Raw genomic sequence first — 19,769 nt, 5'->3', positions numbered from 1 at the left:
TTAAAAGGTACCTATAGAAAATAATTTAAAGGTACCTTTAAAAAAATTATGGAAATAAAATTATGGATTTAACTAAAACATTGAAAACTATAGGAAAACTTCTTAGCCCCTTAAAAAAGAGCATAATTCCACTTATTCTCATTGTTGCATTCCTACTCATTGATGTTTACTGTAACCTTACTCTGCCTAAATACACTGCAGACATTGTAGACATAGGAATACAGAACACAGATTTTGACTACATAATAAGTGTAGGAACAATGATGATGGCTATGGTCTTAGTTGGGGTTTTAGCTACAATAGGGCTCTCATACTTCTCAAGTAAAGTATCCGCAGCCTATGGGAGAGATTTAAGAAAAATAAGCTATGAGAAGATATTGAAATTTTCAAACTTTGAATTGAACAAGATATCAAGAGCATCACTCATTACACGTAATACAAACGATGTATATCAAATACAAATCTTTTTAGGACTGTTCTTTACAACAATACTCTTTTCACCAATATTAGGTATAGGGAGCATACTTAAGGCAATGGAACTTGGAACCAACCTTTTATGGATCATTGCAGTGACATTTGCTGCAGCAATCATTCCTTTTGTCATAATATTCATCAGAACCGTTCCTTACTTCAAGGTAATGCAGGAATTGACTGATAAGATCAACCAGACTTCAAGGGAAATATTGATGGGAATACCTGTAATCAAGGCATTTGTAAGACAGGACTACGAAGAGGAAAGATTTAGAAAAACCAATGAAGACTTCAGAACAGTGAACTTGAATGTATTTAGAATTCTCTTAGTCCTATTGCCAGCGATGACTTTACTCTTGAACCTAATGATAGTTCTCATTTTATACTTTGGTGCATACGATGCTATACAAGGGGAGATATTAACTGGAACAATCATAGCATTCATCCAATACGCTACACAAATCGTTATGGCATTTTTAATGATGGGTGGATTCCTTGTCATGATTCCAAGGATTCTAGTATCTGGAAGACGTGTAGCTGAAGTGATAAATACAGAAATAACAATCAGCGATGGGCCAATTGACGCCATAGATGATAATCCAATAATTGAATTTAAAGATGTGGTTTACAGTTATCCTGGAAGTGAAAAGGAAACATTGAAAGACATAAACTTCAAATTGGAAAAGGGAAAAACCACTGCAATAATTGGAGGAACTGGAAGCGGTAAATCCACAATCTTGAATCTGATTCCTCGTCTTCAGGATGTAACTGGCGGTGAAATCCTAGTCAATGACAAGAATATCAAGGAATATAAACTAACTGCATTAAGGGACAGAATTTCCTATGCTCCACAAAAGGCAATCCTTTTTGAAGGAACAATAAGGTCAAATATGCTGATAGGAAAAGAGGATGCAAGTGATGAAGAGATTGAAAAAGCATTGAAAATGGCAGAAGTTGACTTTATAGAAAGCTTAGAGGATGGTGTTTCACAAGGAGCATCCAATTACTCTGGAGGGCAAAAGCAACGTCTACAACTTGCAAGATCCATATTGGCTGAACGTGACTTCTACCTATTTGACGACTGCTTCTCAGCACTTGACATGAACACTGAAGCAAAGGTGAAAGAGAACCTAAAAGGCTTAAAGGAAAACTCATCAATGCTTATTGTATCACAAAGGATTTCAACAATCATGGATGCTGATGAGATTATTGTTCTTGATGAAGGGAAAATAATCGATAAGGGAAGCCATGATTACCTTAATGAAAACTGCAATATCTATAGAGAAATAGTATCCTCACAAATAGACCGTTCAAAAGACTTATTGTATGAGAATGAGGAATCCTCTAATTATGTTCTAGATACAAGTTACCTCAAGAAAACAGTGGGAGGCAAATGATATGGCAAGAAAACCAAGAAGAGCACCTCCTGAAAAACCGGCAAACGCTAAACAATCCATAAAGAACATATTCTCTCTCTTGACAGGATATAAATTGAAGCTAAGCTTGACAGTTATATGCGGAATCATATCAACAGTGTTTTCAGTCATAAGCCCTCTTTTAATAGGATTTGCTACAACTGCAATATTTAATGGGATAAACTCTGGAAATATGGATTTGAATCATATAATCAATCTGCTCATTGCAATCGTAATCTTATATATAATAAGTGCAGTCTTTTCCTATCTACAAAGTTATCTCCTTCTGGACATAACAACAGATATCAGTTATAATCTAAGAAAGGACTTAATTGAAAAGATAACTCACTTGTCAATGGGAGATCTGGATATAAATACTAGAGGAGACATTCTATCAAGAATCACAAACGATGTAGACTCTCTCCAAACAGGAATTGTTCAAACATTCAACCAATTGTTGACTGGAGTCATTACAATTGTGGGAGTTACAGTGATGATGCTATCCATTAATCTATGGCTGACACTCACTACAATAGTATTGGTCCCAATAGCTTTCCTGATAATAACTTACATAACCAAATTCTCACAGGATTACTATCTAAAGCAATTAAGATACAGAGGAAACCTGAATGGACAAATCGAAGAATCATTTACAGGCCATGAAATCATTCGATCATTCAATCAGGAAAAAGAATCCATGAGAATCTTTGAAGAGGAAAATGAAAATTGGTATGAGCAGGAATGGAAATCCAAGTTCTTCTCAAGCCTATCAGGTCCTTTTGTACACTTCATTTCCAATTTGCAATATGTGATTATATCCGTTCTTGGAGCAGTTCTCGTGCTTCAAAAGGCAATAAGCGTTGGAGACATTTTGGCATTTATCCAATACTCAAAAAACTTCACAACACCTATTGAACAGATAACAAGAATAATGAATATGATACAGACTGCAATGGCTGCAAGTGAAAGAATATTTGAGTTCCTTGAAATAAGGATTGAAGAGAACCCTTCAAAAGAGCAAATCAAGGAAATCAATGATGATATAAGCTTTGAAAATGTCAACTTCGGTTACAGCGAAGATGAGCCAGTAATCAAGGACCTTTCATTCAAAGTCAAGAAGGGGGAGAAAATAGCTATTGTAGGTGAAACTGGAGCAGGAAAGACCACAATAGTGAAACTGCTCATGAGATTCTATGACCTGAATGGCGGTGAGATAAAGATTGATGGCGTGAACATCAACAAATACGACAAGCATAGCGTAAGATCTCTTGTAGGAATGGTGCTTCAAGACACTTGGCTATTCAATGACACAATATACAACAATATACGTTATGGTAAATTGGATGCCACTGAAGAGGAAGTCATAAACGCTTCAAAAGAGGCCCATGCAGACCATTTCATAAGGCAAATCCCTGAAGGATACGAAAGTGAGCTTAACGAAGATGCAGACAATATCTCCCATGGTCAAAAGCAACTCTTGACAATTGCAAGAACCATTCTCTCAAACAAGCAGATACTGATTTTGGATGAAGCAACATCTTCAGTCGATACAAGAACTGAAAAGATAATTCAGGAAGCTATGGATAAATTGATGCAAGACAGAACAAGCTTCATCATTGCTCATAGACTGTCAACTGTCAGAAATGCAGACAAGATAATTGTAATTGAAGATGGACATATCATAGAGCAAGGTTCACATGAAGAGCTATTGGAGCAAAAAGGATATTACTACAATACCTTGAATGCACAAAGCAAGGAGAATATCATATGAATGAGGAAAATAATTCAAAAAAAGATTATTTTGATTTTAATGAAGTGGATAATCAATTATTGTTCCATAAATTCATTATGATAAATGAAATTCTGGATAAGAGAAACAAAAAGCAAAATCCAGAAATGAAAAGCATTACTAAGGGACAAGGTAGACTAATCGGCTTTTTAAAAAGGAAAGATGGATTTTCCACTAAGGAATTGTCTGAAATATTAAATATCAGTGTCACTTCCCTCAATGAAACCTTAAACAAATTGGAGCAGCAAAACTTCATCAGAAAAGTTCCATCCCCTAAAGATAAAAGGGTCTTGCTTGTTGAATTGACAGAAGAAGGGAGAGCAATTGAATTCAAAAATCATGAGGATATTGACATCTTTGACAGTTTAAGTGAAGAGGAAAAGGAAAACTTAAATGAATATTTGAATCGTTTAACAGTAGCCCTTCATAATAAATTCAAGGAAGAGAACCCTGAAAGGTATGAAAAGATAATTAAAAACAGAAAGGAAATCTTTGAAAAATACTTTAAGGAGCATAATCCTAATGAAGAATGGCTGGAATTGATGGATTGCAATAAAAAAAGTTGAGGAAATATGATTGGAAAAAAATAATTAAGAGTGAAAACTCTTAATTCATTCCATTCACCATAAATAAAATTCTCTTAAAAAAACTATCAGTCTCTTCTAAATAGGTCTCTTGTATATACCTTATCCACAACATCACCAAGAATATGTGAATCAAATCTATTTGCTAGAATGACATCACTTTCACTCTTGAACCGATTAATATCATTTACCACTTCAGACCTAAAGAATTCACTCCCATCCTCCAGTGTTGGCTCATAAATAATTATCGGAATTCCCTCTGCTTTTATACGCTTCATAACACCTTGTATAGCAGATGCACGGAAATTATCACTATTGCTCTTCATGGTAAGTCTGTAAACTCCAACTGTTTTAGGATTTTTTGAAATAATCTGATCAGCAATGAAATTCTTACGCACTGAATTGGAATGAACAACAGCCTCTATCATAGTCTGTGGAACATCCTTATAGTTTGCCAACAATTGTTTTGTATCTTTAGGCAAAAAGTATCCTCCATAACCAAATGAAGGATTATTATAATGCCCACCAATACGAGGGTCCATGCATACGCCATCTATAATCATCTGTGTATCAAGGCCTTTAGTCTGGGCATAAGTATCGAGCTCATTAAAGTAACTCACCCTTACAGCAAGGTAAGTGTTGGCAAAAAGCTTAATAGCTTCCGCCTCTGTTAGATGTGTCAACAATATAGGAATATCCTGTTCAGGAGAATTGGATTTCTTCTCTTCTTCTCTTGCACCTTCCAAAAGAAGGTCTGCAAACATCTGCCCATCTTCCATCTGCTCATCATCACAACCAACAACTATACGGCTTGGATGCAAATTATCATAAAGGGCTTTTGACTCACGAAGGAATTCCGGACTAAATATAATATTCTTAACACCATATTTCTCACGCACAGACTCTGTATATCCAACAGGTATTGTTGATTTTATAACCATAAGCACATCAGGGTTAACTTTAAGAGTCCATTCTATAGCATCCTCAACCGCAGAAGTATCAAAGAAATGATTGACATCATCATAGTTTGTTGGAGTGGCTATAATAACAAGTTCAGCATTCTTATATGCGCTTTCCTTATCAGTAGTTGTATGAAGATTAAGTTCTCGTTTCCCTTCACGAGCCTCCTTAAAAAATCTTTCTATTTCATCATCCCGAATAGGGCTAATGAACTGATTTAGTTTTTTCGCTTTGATTCTGTTGTTGTAATAGCAGTAACATCATGTTTTTGAGCTAGTAGAACAGCAAGGGAAAGCCCCACATATCCTACACCTGCAACTGTAATTTTCATTTTAAAATGCTCCAAATTTCATCAATTTTAATTCAATATAAAAGAAGAATAAAAAAATATTTTTTAAAATAATTTATTAAAATAAGTTCATTTTTTATAGTTGCCATTAAAATTTATTTATTAATTCATTAATTTATTAATAAAATAAACTTATTTTTTAGAGTTACCTAACTCATAAGTCTTGTTGACAATCAATCCAAATAAATCATCTGTTTTAAAGTCAATTGGCTTGTGTGGATTAACAATAAAATTAAGTGCCTGTTTTGTAATATCCTCTAAATCAGTTGTTCTATACATCAAACCATTATCCACATAAAACTGATCAACTGATAAGGTGTCACCAGGATAACATGAAATGACAGGAGTCTGTAGAATAGCTGCTTCCCTATTCATTGTTCCACCTGCACCAATGACAAGATCACATGCCTTTATGATACTTGAAGTGTCAACAGGAGGCTTAAGGATTGTTACATTCTTTATTCCTTCAAAAATCTCTGCTTGCTCCTTAAATCTAGGAAGTATAAGGATATTAGCATATTCCTTCAATACATCCACTACCGGAGATAAAACAGATTTTCTGCAATCAGTATTCAAATAGGAAGCAAGAGAAGGCTCAGGCCTCATAAGTATTGTCTTCTGCAAAGGCAAATCAAGCCCTAAATCATCAAAGACATTCTCATTAAACTTGAAATTGTTAAAGTGCATAAGTTCAGAAGTTCCATTATATTTGATGATATCATTAGGATTTGCACCATACTGCAATAATTTCCACTCATCGATAATACTTGGAACTATGATCTTGCTGCATAATGGAAGAGTCAATTTATTAGCAGCCATTGCATGCTCATTATCCAGAACAAAAAGACTTGGAATTGCAAGGCCAAATGCCACCCTTGGAAGTTCAATGGAATGCTTTGACAATGCCACATCAAAGTTTTCACCGGAAATAAGGTCTGCCAAGTCTACAACACGCTGTGCACTTTCCTTAAGCTTTTCTTCCAAAGTGACTCCATGCTTACCTACAGATACAAAATCAATATCATACATATCCATTAATTTATGAATGTCACCGAATTTACGTGCAGTGACTAAAACATCCTCTCCCTCATTTTCAAAATACTTAATTACATCTTTAAAAAATCTTACATGAGGAGCATTTGATATATCAATCCATATTTTCATGAAATCACCTTTTATAAATATTATTTTAGTAATACTTAATAAATTTTAGTAATAATTTAATAAAAAAATAAAATTAAAAGAAATAAAAATCTAAAAAAGACTTATTTGAAATAAAATATTAAAAAAAGTTAAAAAAATAGAAGAAAGATTAATGATGATGATCATGGTCATGACTGTGCTCATGATTGTGGTCATGGTCATGATGATGGTGATGTTCAGCTTCGTGTGCTTTAGCATCTTTAATAGCTTCAATCACTTCATCTAATCCTTTACCTTCTTTTAAGCTTGTAGTAATGACTTTAACATCAGGATTAAGTTTTTTAGCATCTGCAACCATCTTATCAGTGCTTGCACCGACAGCATCAGCCAAATCAATCTTATTGATGATAATCAAGTCAGAATCCTTGAAAATGTAAGGGTGTTTCTCTACTGTATCGTCACCTTCAGTAACACTTACAACAACAATTCTCATATGAGAACCTAATTGGAAGTCAACAGGGCAGATTAAATTACCTACATTTTCAATGAAGAGGTAATCAATATCATCAAGAGGAAGATCACCTAAACCATGACTTACCAAATGTGCATCCAAGTGACATTCAGTACCAGTGTTCAATCCAACAACAGGTGCATTGTGGGATTTGATCCTATCTGCATCAAAATCACTGATGATATCTCCTGCGAGCACACCAACTTTTTCATCAAGATTATCAATTAAGTCTTCAATAAGAGCAGTTTTACCAGATCCAATAGCTCCTACGAAGTCTATACAAAATATATCGTGGTCTTCCAATAAATGTAAATTCTTATGTGCTAATCTGTCATTAGCATCCATAATATTCTTTGCTATCTCTACATCTGCAATCTTATGCATATGATTCACCTTCAAAACATATAATTTTATAATAAGTTTAATAATTTTAAAAATTTGGACAATATTTTTAATAGTTTATTAAAAAAGTATAAGAATTATCAAAAGATATATTAATTATTTCAATAGAATTTTCTATTGTCATTTTTAACTAATTTTCATCATCTTCTTTTTCAATACTAATGCTTCTAACGGTAATGTCTTTACCATTTACAACTTGAACCCTATGACTTTCACATTCAGGGCATAAAATCATAGGAGCATAATGATCACTGTCATCAACATTACCTATACCTTCAAAGCCACAATTATGACATTTAATTTCAACATCAATAGTATTAATGATCATCTTGGCATTTTTAGTTAATTCTTCACCTTCAAGCATAACGCCAAGCATAAATTTCAATTGTTCTGGATTCAACATAGCCAACTTTCCAATCTCAATTACCATTTCAGTAACTTCAATTGCATCATTAGCTTGTGCAGTTTCTAAAACTGTGTTGAAAATCCCTTGAGCCATAGCAAATTCGTGCATTCAATATCTCCAAATATAAATTAATTAAATTATAATATAATATTTTAATTAATATAATATAAAACTATTGTTGATTTATCAAACAATTATTATTGAAATAATTCATGAGTAATACTTTTTTAAAAAGAAAATAAAATGAATAAAAAAATAGGGTAAATTCCAATAAATAAAACAAAAGAAATAAAAGAAAATAAAAGAAAATAAAAAGTTAATTAAAAAAATATTGGAATTCAATATAATAAAAAATATAGATTAAATTATCTTAAAGCATCTGCAATCAATTTCGCTACAGAAATTGAACTGACATCAGATTTCAAAGTGTCAGTACTTGATAAGTCACGAGCTCCTGCAGCCATGATCTTTAAGACAGCATCATTTACAAGCACAGGGTGAACACAACATACATCTACAGATTTTGCACCATGCTCCTTTAATATTCCGATTGCATTTACAATTGTTCCACCAGTAGCTATAATGTCATCAATGATAACCGCTTCCTTACCAGCTACAGAATCAATATTCACTTTAGAATCCTGTTTGACCTTATCAAGATCTTCTGAGTCAAAATCACATTGAACATCCACGATTCTGGTTTCAACCTTATCTGGACCTAATCTGACTTTGCTCATATAGGTACAGTTGCAGCCAAGAATTTCAGCTATTTCCTCTGCAAATCCTAAAGCCCCTTTATCTGGAGCGATGATTATAGGGTTTTCCACTTTGTCTGCAATATATTCTGCAATTGGAGGCATAGCAGAAAGATTTGCAGTTGGAATGGTGAAGAAGTCTCTGACACTATCTTCATGCAAGTTGATTGAAATGAATTCATCTGCACCAGATTCTTCAATCAAATTAGATACCAATTGAGCAGAAATAGCTTCACCGTCCTTAAATCTTAATTCCTGTCTACCATAACCCAAATAAGGAACAACAACTTTAATATGCTCTGCACCTAAATCCTTAAGAGTTCTAAGTATAAATAACAATTCAATTAAATTTTCATCTTGAGGGAAACCAGTTGATTGAATGACTGTAACATTCTTTTCAATTTCCCCTTTGATCCTAACATACCTTTCCCCATCAGGGAATTTTTTAGTTTCAAGAGGACATAAGGTTTCTCCTAATTCCTTAGCAACATTTGCTGCCAATTTTTGTGATGCTGAACCACCAATTATCAAAATAATCACCAAAAATATTGTCGTTAATCTTAAAATTTTATTAATTAATCAAATTAATAATATACTAATATCTTTATAAATGTTTATAATTAAATATTACTATTTTAAAAAAATCAGGAAAAATCATTAAGAATTTTTATAAAAAACATACAAGAAAAACAAAAATTAAAAAACAAGATTAAAAATTAAAAAAGTTTTAAAAAAAATAGTTAAAAAATAACAAAATTATTAAAAAATGTAAAAAGTTAAAAAAAGTTAAAAAAAGTTAAAAAGAGTTAAAAAAATATAATAAAAAAATAAAAAATAGAAAAATTATTTTTTATCTGCTTACAGCTTCATTGCTGTCTCTTCTAATGGTTACAGTATGAGCCAATACTAAAGATCCCAAGAACATGAATGTGAGTAAAGCCATACCGTTTACAGTCCTGTTGAATAAGAAAAGACCAATCACTGCTTGAGAAACAAAACCAGTAAGGGAACCTATTAAAAGAACCTCTTTACCAAGGTATTTTCTATTTTTACTTTCTCTTTTATGTCTATATTCTCTTAAAATCATCAATCCAACAATGATTGTTCCTAAAACTATTAAGAGCAATATCAGGAATGTGAGATATCCAAAGTCATAAGCATAACCAAAAATACCTGGAAGCATATAATCGATTGTATCCTTTCTGGTTACTAATAGACCAAAGAAGAGAGGGAACGGTAAACCAAACAATAAAATGAATTGCATTGGCAAACTGATATAACCGTCTGCAAATCCGGAACTATTGGACCAGTAAGAGGATGCAGGATCATGTCCAATTAACCAAGTATTTTCAACTACTAATTTTAAACTGGATAATGAATTTGCTGCAAGTCTTGAAATCCTGAGCACTGGAGAGAAAACCTCCATACCACTGATTCTTGCAACTATCTCTAATACTCCAAAAGCAACTAATGCAGCTCCAAAGAACATTCCGATTCTTCTCAATGTAAGAATGGATTTTTGTCTAAAGGATTTTGAAATAATAGTGTATCCTATGAATAAACCGACAAACCATAATAATAAGAAAGATCTATGCATTGCTCCTCCAAAGATAGTAATAGCTGCTAAAAGTATATAAACTATCCTTTTCAGCCGCCCTACATTAACCCCCGACTCTTCCATCACCTTCAGCGAAGCTAATGCAGTTATAATAGCTAAAAGAGCAATTGGGCCGAATGGGTGAGTAAATTCGTGCTGACCAAATGACAATATCAGGAACGCTAAATCCACTCCAAATAAAATTGCAAATCCACCAGATAAGAATAGTGACAGGAATGTGACTACACTTAATGAGAATGGAACTAGATTTAGAACAAATATCATGGTAGCAAGTAAAATCAAACCTACTTCGACTATAAGTTGAAAATGATTTTGAGCTATTAATAACATGAAATCACACAATAAATAATTTTAATTTTTTAAAGTTTTTAATTTATAAATTGAATAATAAATAATCTTTAAAAAGTCTAAAATAACTTTTTAGATTATATATACATCATTATTTTTATTTAATTAAGTATTTAAATATTAGTAAAATTAGAAAAAATTATTAAAAATTATTAAAAATTATTTAAAATTAGAAAAAATAGTGGAAAAAGAATAATAAAAAATAATGAAAAAAGAAAGAGAAAAGTTAGTTTTGAAAAGAATTCAAAACCAAATAATCAAAACCAATTAAATTAACATGATTTTAATGTTACCTAACAAGATATCAGGAATTATAGGCAATGGGTTTACATGTGTAATACTCATAGCAACAGCATCTCCACGGGAGTTTCCTTCAACCCAGTCATGTTGACGGATAGTGTCTAAAATATTGTCTCCAAAAATGTGTGCAGCTGCCTGATCGTTAATGATCACTAAAACATGAGGGCTTACACCATATGTGTATTCCATGATTTCCTTAGCATCTTGATAAGGATTGTCAGTCATATAAATGTTATGAAGGGTATGACCATTTGCATTATGTGAACTTCCTGGATAAATCCAATTAAATCCGCCGTTTATACTCCATAAAGCAGCCATATCTACTCCAGGAATTCCTCCTTCAGTATCATCTTGAGCTAAAATCAATACCCCAGATAATGCAGTTATTGCTAAAAACAAAACAACAATAACAGCTACGATACCAATAGCTCTTTTTAAAGTAGTTGCCAATTTATCACCACCATAATTTATCAAATTGTTAAAATATCAAATCGATAAAAATGAATATTTAATATAAATTTCCTATTAAGATGTTTTTACATCTAATTATTATTATAACACATTTTTAATATATAAACTTTTTGCATATACAACAATAAAAATAAGCTAAAATAGCAATTATAATAAGAAAATAATTAAAATAAAGAAAATTAGAAAGTTAAAAAATAATTATAAAAAATAAAAAATAAGAAAAATTTAGAGATTAATTATGACTTGGATTAGACAAAGCCATAGAGTCAGCAGATACCTTACTGGTTACAGCACCACTGATTTCTCTCATTTTCTTAATCAATCTTTCCTTTTTGCTACCATTAATCAAGATATTCTCTAAAACATCTTCAATGGTTTCAATAGGAATGATTTCAATCATGTCTTCATACTTTTTCTCAAGCATTACGTCATCCATATTGGATTTAGGAAGTAAAACTTTCTTAATACCTGCTTCTGCTGCAGCTTCAATCTTAGCAGTAGCTCCACCAATAGGCATTACATCTCCACGAACGCTTAATGAACCGGTGAGTGCAACAGATTGATTAATAGGAATTCCTTCAACAGCAGAAATTACAGCTGCAGTTATTGAAACACTTGCACTGTCTCCTTCAACTCCATCATAACTTTGGAGGAACTGAACGTGAATATCGTGATTGGAAATGTCAACTTGAGTGTATTTCTTAATGATTGCACTTACGTTCTGTACAGAATCCAATGCAATTTCTCCAAGCTTACCGGTTACAATGATTTTACCTTCATTCTTACTGTTTGCAGGAGCCATTTCAGCAGCGATTGGCATGACGATACCGCTTCTGTCACCCATAACCGCTAAACCATTGACCATACCGATTTTTCCACCAGATGAATGGAATACGCTGTATTCTTTTCTTTGGATAATGGATCTGTCAACAATTTGCTGTTCTAAGGTTCTTGCAAATCTTTTTGCGGTTACAACATGCTCAGCGGTTACTAAGTCTGCACCTTCCTCAATAGCTACATCACCAGAGGAACGTACCAATCCACCTAATTCCCTTAATCTAAGGGTAAGTGCATTCTTTCTGCCTGCTCTACGTTTAGCTTCCAAAATGATTTCATCAAGCGCATCAGTTGCAAAGTGTGGAATTCTTCCATCATTCTTGACTTCCTGAGCTACAAATTGGACAAGCTTTCTTCTGTTTTCTTCGGTATCTTCCATATAATCCTTCATGAACACTTCGTAACCGTAACCTCTGATTCTTGAACGCATAGCAATGTGCATACCTTCAAGAACTTGAATGTTACCGGAAGCTACAAGAACAAAATCACAAGGAACCGCTTGAGAACGAACCATTGCACCACTGCTGTTTTCACTTTGACCAGTGATTGCATATTTCTTCTCTTGCATTGCAGATAAAAGCTCTTGTTGGGTTTTCATGCTCATTGTACCTATTTCGTCAATGTATAAAACCCCTTTATGTGCCTTATGGATCATACCGCTTTCTACACGTTCGTGTGCAGGGGTTCCAAGACCACCAGATTGGTAAGGGTCGTGTCTTACATCACCGAGCAATGCACCTGCATGAGCACCAGTAGCATCCATAAATGGTGCAAATCTTTTGTCTCCATTGTTGACCAATAATTTTGGAGCGCTATTGGTCATTTTAGGCTTGATTTGCATTGAAATAAATATAACAAGAAGTGCAGCAATAATAGCTTCAAAGATTCTCTGATACATCAATCCAAGAACGAAAATAGCTGCAGTGACGAACATGGTAATCATCATCTTTTTCTCATCACCGCTTTTAGCATTAGCCTTGTTTGCCTTAACGATCTTTTTACCTTGACCTGCTGGCACTGTTCTAATCAATGGGTAATTGCTATCTTCAGGATTTGGATAAACCAATACGTCTTGAAGCACTTCAGGAGGCAATAATTCAGCCATTCCTTTAGCTAACATTGACTTACCTACACCAGGGTCACCAATAAGAAGAACATTTCTTCTTTGTTTTGCTGCCTTTTTAATAGTCTCAACAGACTCTTCATGACCAATTACCTGGTCAATAAGCAAAGGAGGCACTTCTATATCTGCAGTGTTTGAAATTGACTCATAATCAAGCATAGGTTTGATTCTGCGATTTCCTTCGTCATCTTCAACAAACTCGACTTCAAGGGAATCCTTATTTTCTGCTTTGGTTTCTGCAATTTCTTCAACTGCATCAGCATCAGCAACTTTATCAGCTTCTTCAGCTTCATCAATTATATTGTCTTCTACAGAAGAGTCTACGATTTCTTCTTTAGACTCTAACTCTTCTACTTCTGTAGCCATTACTTTATCTTCTTCCATATAAAACCTCCTAAATATTTTCATTTTACTTAATTTCTAGTTAATATGACGATTGTTTTTTTTAATAAAGTTTTAAATTTATAAATTACCTCAATTTTTCATTAATAATTCATTAATATTACATTATATTAATATATATTAAACTACATGCTTAATAACTTTATGATTTTAGTCATATAAAAAGGTTTGTATTTTAGTAACTTTTATTAACTAAAATAAGTCTAAAGAAAATCTGGGAAAGAAAATCCAAAAATAATACAAATAATTATCAAATCAAATAAAATTTATATTTTATAAAAAACAAATGAAACTAATATACAAGAATTTGGGTAAGATTATGACAAAATGTTTAATGATTCAAGGAACTGCTTCCAATGCAGGAAAGAGTTTAATCGTTGCAGCACTTTGTAGGATATATACAAAAAGAGGATATAAGGTTGCACCATTCAAATCACAGAATATGTCCTTAAACTCATACACTACAAAGGAAAACAAGGAAATAGCCATTGCACAGGTATTGCAGGCAAAAGCTGCAAATATAGATCCTACAGTAGACATGAACCCTATCTTATTAAAGCCAAAAGGAGAATCATGTTCACAGGTAATCATTCAAGGGGAAGCAGTTGGAAACAAGGACTTCTTTAGAAAGTATGACAAGACAAAAGCTACCCAAAAGGATATTGACAATAATCTGATGGACGATGAAGATTATAGAATCATGGCAAAAGAAGCGGTAATAGACTCATTAAACAACTTAAAGAAAGATTATGACATGATAATTATGGAAGGTGCTGGATCTCCTGCTGAAATCAACTTAAGGGAGGGAGACCTTGCAAATATGGGTGCCGCAGAAATAGCTGATGCAAATGTGCTTCTTGTTGGAGACATTGATAAGGGAGGAGTGTTTGCTTCAATAGCCGGAACCTTCCTATTGCTTGATGATGCAGACAGATCAAGATTCAAAGGAGTTATCATAAACAAATTCAGGGGAAAACAGGAATTGTTATGCTCTGGAATCGAAAGATTAGAAGAAATCATTGAAGTTCCAGTCCTTGGAATAGTCCCATATGCAGAAAACCTGCAGCTTCCTGAAGAGGACTCCGCATCATTAAAGGAACATAACTGGAAAAAAGAATTCGATGAAAATGAAAAACACATAATCATAGGTGTTCTAAAACTTCCAAAGATAGCTAATTTCACAGATATCGATCCTTTTGATGCTGAGGACGATGTTGAAATTAGAATGATTGAATTATATGATGATAAAGAAAAGCTTAAAGATATTGATGCGCTTATTTTGCCTGGAACCAGAAACTCCACTGAAGACATGAAAGAATTGGAAGAGTCCGGAATGGCCAATAGAATAAGAAAATTGCATAACAATAAGAAAATACCAATTATTGGAATCTGTGGAGGATACCAAATTTTAGGAAATAGGATTTACGATAAAAATCATAAAGAGTCTCAACTTGATGAAATTGAAGGATTAGGTATTTTAGACATTGAAAGTGAATTCATTAGAGAAGAAAAAATCGTGAAGCAAAGTCTTGCTACCTTTGAATTAGGTCTTAATGATGAATCTGACCAAATCCATGAGATATTCTCAAAAATCAATGGAGAAGAGGTCGCAGGATATGAATTGCACGAAGGAACAACAAATCTTTTAAGTGCTAAACCTTTATTTAAAATTAAAGAGGGAATGGGAAATAATAATGAAGGAATATATGATGGAGCTTACCAAAATAATGTATTCGGAACCTATTTCCATGGAATATTCAATAATTACAATTTAAGAAGAGAACTCTTAAATCATATAAGGAAAAACAAAGGGCTAGAAATAAAAACAAGTGAAGACCCATATGAAACAAGTGTAGAGAACTCACTTGAAAAACTAGCAAACATTGTAGAAGAAGCACTTGATATGGATTATATTGATAAACTTATTTTTGAAGATTAAAAAATTGATTTAAAAAATCAATAAAATTAAGAAAAATCAAATAAGAAAAATTAGAATAAAAATTAATAAAAAATAGCTAAAATAAAAAAAGATTATAAAAAAAGTTAAGAAAGTAGAAATCTAATTGAGATCTCTACCAAATATGTGAACAGCACAAGTACCACCAGTACCACCAACATTATGGGTCATACCGATTTCAGCACCATCCACTTGACGTTTGCCTGCTTCTCCTCTTAATTGCCATACGATTTCAGCAGCTTGAGCAATACCAGTAGCACCAAGAGGGTGTCCTCTTGCTTTTAAACCACCAGATGGGTTAATTGGACAATCACCATCGATATTGGTTTGTCCTTCCTCAAGAACTTTTCCACCTTCACCTTTCTTAGCAAATCCAAGGTCTTCAATTGCAAGCAATCCATTAATTGAGAAACAATCGTGAACTTCAGTAGCGTCAATATCCTTTACAGTCACTCCAGCCATATCATATGCTTTTCTGGAAGCTGCAATGGTTGCATCTAAAGTAGTTATGTCTTTTCTGCTGTGCAATGCAATGGTTCCAGAAGACTGTGCAGATGCCTTTACATAAATAGGAGTGTCAGTGAATTCCTTAGCTCTTTCTGCTGCACAAATAACAATAGCTGCTGCACCGTCAGAAACAGGTGAACAGTCGAGTAAAGTTAATGGATCTGCAACAGGAGAGGATGCCAATACTTTATCAACACTAATTTCAAATGGGAATTGAGCATTAGGGTTGTTTGAAGCATTCTTATGGTTTACTACAGACATCATAGCCAATTGCTCTCTAGTGGTTCCATATTCATACATATGCCTTTGAGCAATCATAGCGTATAATGATGGGAAAGTAGCTCCTTGCTGTGCTTCCCATTCTTGGTCAGAAGCGGTAGCAATAGCAGGAGTTGCATCAACAACATCAGTCATCTTTTCTACACCTGCAGATACCACAATATCATGGTAACCTGAAGCGACAGCCATAATACCTTGTCTAAGTGCGAGTCCTCCTGATGCACAAGCAGCTTCAACTCTTGTACATGGAATTGGGTTCATACCCATACTATCAGAAATAAGTGCTGCTATATGTTCTTGACCTACGAAAAGACCTGCAGACATGTTTCCAACAAACATTGCCTCTAAGTCTGCACCGCTAACATTAGCATCTTCCATAGCTCCAAGACCAGCTTGTGAAATTAATTCTCTAAATGAACTGTCCCATAATTCACCGAATTTTGTTTGGGAAGCTCCGATAATTGCAACATCTCTCATTTTTTCACCTTTATCATAATAATTATAATTAATTCCTCTAACTCTATCCTCTTTCTATGCCATTCTAAGTTTTCCTTTAAATTTAGCATAAACTGCATAATCAACGTAAATCTTTTTAGAGAGGATTTCTTCAGTTGTAGGAGCTAAATTTTTAACTTCTTCAATTCTGTCATTTACAGTTAAGGTAAATCCATCACTACCTGCACCTGAACCGTAGGATACAATGAAAATCTTATCTCCAGGTTCTGCTTTATCCAAAACATTTGAAAGTGCTAAAGGAACAGCACCAGAGTAAGTGTTTCCTACATTAGGAGTTAAGAGACCATCTTTATATTGTTCTGGTTTGAATCCTAATTTAGTAGCTGCTCTTAAGTAGAATTTACCATTAGGTTGATGGAAAATAGCATAATCATAATCTTCCACTGTTGTATCGGTTTTCTCAAGCAATCCTTTTGCTGCTCCAAATACATGTTTGAAGTAAGCTGGATCACCAGTGAATCTTCCTCCGTGACTTGGATAAGGTTGACCTTCTCTTCTGTAAAAATCAGGAGTGTCAGTAGTGTAGCTGTAAGTAGTTCCAAAGTCAGCAATAGTGTTTTTGTTACCAATGATGTAAGCTGCACCACCAGCAGATGCAGTGTATTCCAAAGCATCTCCAGGAGCTCCTTGGGAGGTATCAGCACCAATAGCTAAACCGTATTTAATCATGCCAGAGTCTACTAAACCCATAGTGGCTTGAATTCCTGCAGTTCCTGCTTTACAAGCAAATTCCAAGTCTGCTGCAGTCATATCAGGAGTAGCTCCAATTGCTTCTGCAACGATTGTAGCGGTTGGCTTTACTGCATAAGGATGAGATTCTGAACCAACATAAACTGCTCCAATATCTTGAGGATCGATTTGTGCTCTAGCTAATGCATATCTTGCAGCGCTAACTGCAATGGTTGCAGTATCTTCATCAGATGAAGGCACTGATTTTTCATTAACGATTAAACCGTTTGAGATTGAATCAGGGTTATCTCCCCATACCTTTGCGATTTCTTCTACTTTAATTCTATATGAAGGCACATTTGCCCCATATCCAACAATTCCTGCCATTAAATCACAACCATTTTATAATTTAGTCTTAATTGAAATAGCTAATAATTGCTATTAATTTAATTTTAATTTAAATAAATAAATATAATTTTTAATTTCAACAGTAGTTTTATCTTTTATTTTGTTTTTATAATGAAATATAAACTTAAAATGACTAAAAACTTAAAATATTCATTATAAGATTATATTAATATAATATTATATTTTAATACATATAAACTTATTTAATAAAATAAGCAGAAAAACAGCTAAAAATGAATCATTAAGCAATACTAAAAGAAGTTAATAAAAAATCATTGAATAAATATGGAAAAAAGCAGAATGTGAAAAAATTTCTAAAGAAAACTAATGGATCTAAAAAATTTGTAAATGATTTTTAAAAAATTAGAATAACTAGAAAATCTAGAAAAATAGCAAAAAAATTTTAGAAAAATAAGAAAAAAACAGATGCAGCTGCCGGGATTCGAACCCGGGTTGTAGGCTTGGAAGGCCCAAGTAATAACCAGACTATACCACAGCTGCAATATAAAAAAAGTGCGGCGTCCGGGATTTGAACCCGGGTCTCTAACGTGGCAGGCTAGAGTCTTAACCAGGCTGGACTAACACCGCAATATACAACATATAAATGTTAGTTAACATAATATATAAATCTTTCTATAATTAAGATTTTTATTATATAAATAAGGAAAATGGGCAATAATTTAAATTAAAATAAGGAAAATCCTTAAAAATTTAAATCAACTGATATATCAAAGGAAGCATTGATTGAATACCTAAAACAAATATAGCAAATCCACCAATAAACTCAATGTGTCTGGAATATTTCATAGCGGATTTTGTACCGAAAACACCTATAAACTGCCAAATGATTACTGCTAATAAACTTAGTCCCGCAACAAGTAAAGGATTTGCTCCTTCAATAACACCTTGAGCGGATAAAACCAAGTTTTCGATGTTTCCGAAAATTAATAATCCTAAGAATGGCTTATATTCATTTATAAACTCTTTCATTGAAGACATTCTATCACTAACCTCTAACTGCTTCTAGCATTGATTGAATACCTAAAATAAAAATAGCTAATCCACCAATGAATTCAATGTAAATACCATAAGCTTCCAATTGCTGAGTACAAACAGTACCAATTATTAACCAACAAGTTACAAAAATTAAACTAAAAATCGCTAATTTTAAAGGATTTGCTGCTTTAACTACTCCTTGAGAAGCTAAAATTAAGTTCTCGATATTTCCAAAAATTATTAAGGAAATTAAACCAATTGATAAAGCCATACTCATCTAATCACCATTTACACAATATGATTAAAATGATTGCTATTTTTTATTAGTTATTATTTCCGAACGGATTTAAAAAAAATATCAATGAAAAATAATAATTAATAAGAAATATAATCAAAATTAATCTTTAACATATTTTATTAACATTTAATCATATTTAAAATTTACTTAAAAAAATTAATTATTGCCAAAAATTAGAAAAAATATATGAAATTGTTTATAAAAATAAAAAATAAGAAAAAAAGAAAAGAAAAGAAAAAATAAAAGGAAATAACT

At 33.0% G+C, this 19,769-nt stretch carries 16 protein-coding genes and 2 tRNA genes; 4 read left to right on the top strand and 14 right to left on the bottom strand.

Going from position 1 to position 19,769, the window contains the following annotated elements; translation table 11 throughout:
• The first annotated feature begins 62 nt into the window (after positions 1-62).
• The 3 genes from ACJMLB_RS03265 to ACJMLB_RS03255 are packed head-to-tail and all read left to right on the top strand — an operon-like array spanning position 63 to position 4,241.
• On the top strand, positions 63-1,868 hold the full coding sequence (locus ACJMLB_RS03265; RefSeq protein WP_405323645.1) for an ABC transporter ATP-binding protein: 1,806 nt from the start codon (positions 63-65) through the stop codon (positions 1,866-1,868).
• Between the two features lies 1 nt (position 1,869).
• Positions 1,870-3,657: an ABC transporter ATP-binding protein gene (locus ACJMLB_RS03260; protein ID WP_405323643.1), complete on the top strand. Its 1,788-nt coding sequence runs from the start codon at positions 1,870-1,872 to the stop codon at positions 3,655-3,657.
• Positions 3,654-4,241, top strand: a complete 588-nt coding sequence (locus ACJMLB_RS03255; RefSeq protein ID WP_405323641.1) for a MarR family winged helix-turn-helix transcriptional regulator — start codon at positions 3,654-3,656, stop codon at positions 4,239-4,241. The genes ACJMLB_RS03260 and ACJMLB_RS03255 overlap by 4 nt, the downstream gene beginning before the upstream one ends.
• Positions 4,242-4,327: 86 nt before the next feature.
• Here the strand turns inward: ACJMLB_RS03255 and ACJMLB_RS03250 are convergent, their stop codons facing one another.
• The 8 genes from ACJMLB_RS03250 to lonB all read right to left on the bottom strand — a co-directional run bounded on the left by ACJMLB_RS03250 (position 4,328) and on the right by lonB (position 13,641).
• Positions 4,328-5,404 (bottom strand): nucleotide sugar dehydrogenase, encoded by a 1,077-nt coding sequence (locus tag ACJMLB_RS03250; RefSeq protein WP_405323696.1) that lies wholly within the window; start codon positions 5,402-5,404, stop codon positions 4,328-4,330.
• A 296-nt stretch (positions 5,405-5,700) separates the two neighbouring features.
• Entirely contained in the window at positions 5,701-6,732 is a 1,032-nt protein-coding gene (locus ACJMLB_RS03245; protein WP_405323639.1) for a DUF354 domain-containing protein, read from the bottom strand.
• 148 nt (positions 6,733-6,880) lie between these two features.
• On the bottom strand, positions 6,881-7,606 hold the full coding sequence (gene hypB / locus ACJMLB_RS03240; RefSeq protein WP_405323637.1) for a hydrogenase nickel incorporation protein HypB: 726 nt from the start codon (positions 7,604-7,606) through the stop codon (positions 6,881-6,883).
• 148 nt (positions 7,607-7,754) lie between these two features.
• On the bottom strand, positions 7,755-8,138 hold the full coding sequence (hypA, locus tag ACJMLB_RS03235; protein ID WP_296869314.1) for a hydrogenase maturation nickel metallochaperone HypA: 384 nt from the start codon (positions 8,136-8,138) through the stop codon (positions 7,755-7,757).
• Positions 8,139-8,395: 257 nt separating this feature from the next.
• Positions 8,396-9,316, bottom strand: coding sequence for a ribose-phosphate diphosphokinase (locus tag ACJMLB_RS03230; RefSeq protein WP_405323635.1), 921 nt, complete (start codon positions 9,314-9,316; stop codon positions 8,396-8,398).
• Positions 9,317-9,635: 319 nt separating this feature from the next.
• The gene (locus ACJMLB_RS03225) at positions 9,636-10,733 is read right to left on the bottom strand and encodes a hypothetical protein (RefSeq protein ID WP_405323633.1); all 1,098 of its coding nucleotides are present in this window, start codon (positions 10,731-10,733) and stop codon (positions 9,636-9,638) included.
• Positions 10,734-11,018: 285 nt separating this feature from the next.
• Entirely contained in the window at positions 11,019-11,501 is a 483-nt protein-coding gene (locus ACJMLB_RS03220; RefSeq protein ID WP_405323631.1) for a hypothetical protein, read from the bottom strand.
• A 253-nt stretch (positions 11,502-11,754) separates the two neighbouring features.
• Complete coding sequence (gene lonB, locus ACJMLB_RS03215; RefSeq protein WP_405323694.1) at positions 11,755-13,641, bottom strand: ATP-dependent protease LonB; 1,887 nt, start codon at positions 13,639-13,641, stop codon at positions 11,755-11,757.
• A 562-nt stretch (positions 13,642-14,203) separates the two neighbouring features.
• On the opposite strand from lonB, the gene cobQ reads away from it, so the two are divergent.
• Entirely contained in the window at positions 14,204-15,823 is a 1,620-nt protein-coding gene (gene cobQ, locus ACJMLB_RS03210) for a cobyric acid synthase CobQ (RefSeq protein WP_405323629.1), read from the top strand.
• 120 nt (positions 15,824-15,943) lie between these two features.
• On the opposite strand, the gene ACJMLB_RS03205 is transcribed toward cobQ, so the two are convergent.
• From ACJMLB_RS03205 to ACJMLB_RS03180, 6 genes are all read right to left on the bottom strand, one after another.
• The gene (locus ACJMLB_RS03205; protein WP_405323626.1) at positions 15,944-17,104 is read right to left on the bottom strand and encodes a thiolase domain-containing protein; all 1,161 of its coding nucleotides are present in this window, start codon (positions 17,102-17,104) and stop codon (positions 15,944-15,946) included.
• A 54-nt stretch (positions 17,105-17,158) separates the two neighbouring features.
• Positions 17,159-18,199 carry a hydroxymethylglutaryl-CoA synthase gene (locus tag ACJMLB_RS03200; RefSeq protein WP_405323623.1) on the bottom strand — a complete coding sequence of 347 codons (1,041 nt, stop codon included), beginning with the start codon at positions 18,197-18,199 and terminating at the stop codon, positions 17,159-17,161.
• Between the two features lie 448 nt (positions 18,200-18,647).
• Positions 18,648-18,721, bottom strand: a tRNA-Gly gene (locus tag ACJMLB_RS03195).
• A 13-nt stretch (positions 18,722-18,734) separates the two neighbouring features.
• A tRNA-Gly gene (locus tag ACJMLB_RS03190) sits at positions 18,735-18,808 on the bottom strand.
• A 123-nt stretch (positions 18,809-18,931) separates the two neighbouring features.
• A complete protein-coding gene (locus ACJMLB_RS03185) occupies positions 18,932-19,219 on the bottom strand; it encodes a hypothetical protein (RefSeq protein ID WP_405323621.1) in 288 nt (95 codons plus the stop codon).
• A gap of 7 nt (positions 19,220-19,226) precedes the next feature.
• The gene (locus ACJMLB_RS03180; RefSeq protein ID WP_405323618.1) at positions 19,227-19,493 is read right to left on the bottom strand and encodes a hypothetical protein; all 267 of its coding nucleotides are present in this window, start codon (positions 19,491-19,493) and stop codon (positions 19,227-19,229) included.
• Positions 19,494-19,769 lie beyond the last annotated feature (276 nt).

Source organism: Methanobrevibacter sp., assembly GCF_045114555.1.
Classification (GTDB): Archaea; Methanobacteriota; Methanobacteria; order Methanobacteriales; family Methanobacteriaceae; genus Methanobrevibacter.
Note: the sequence above shows the minus strand (reverse complement) of the source record. Positions and strands in the feature narration are given on the sequence as shown.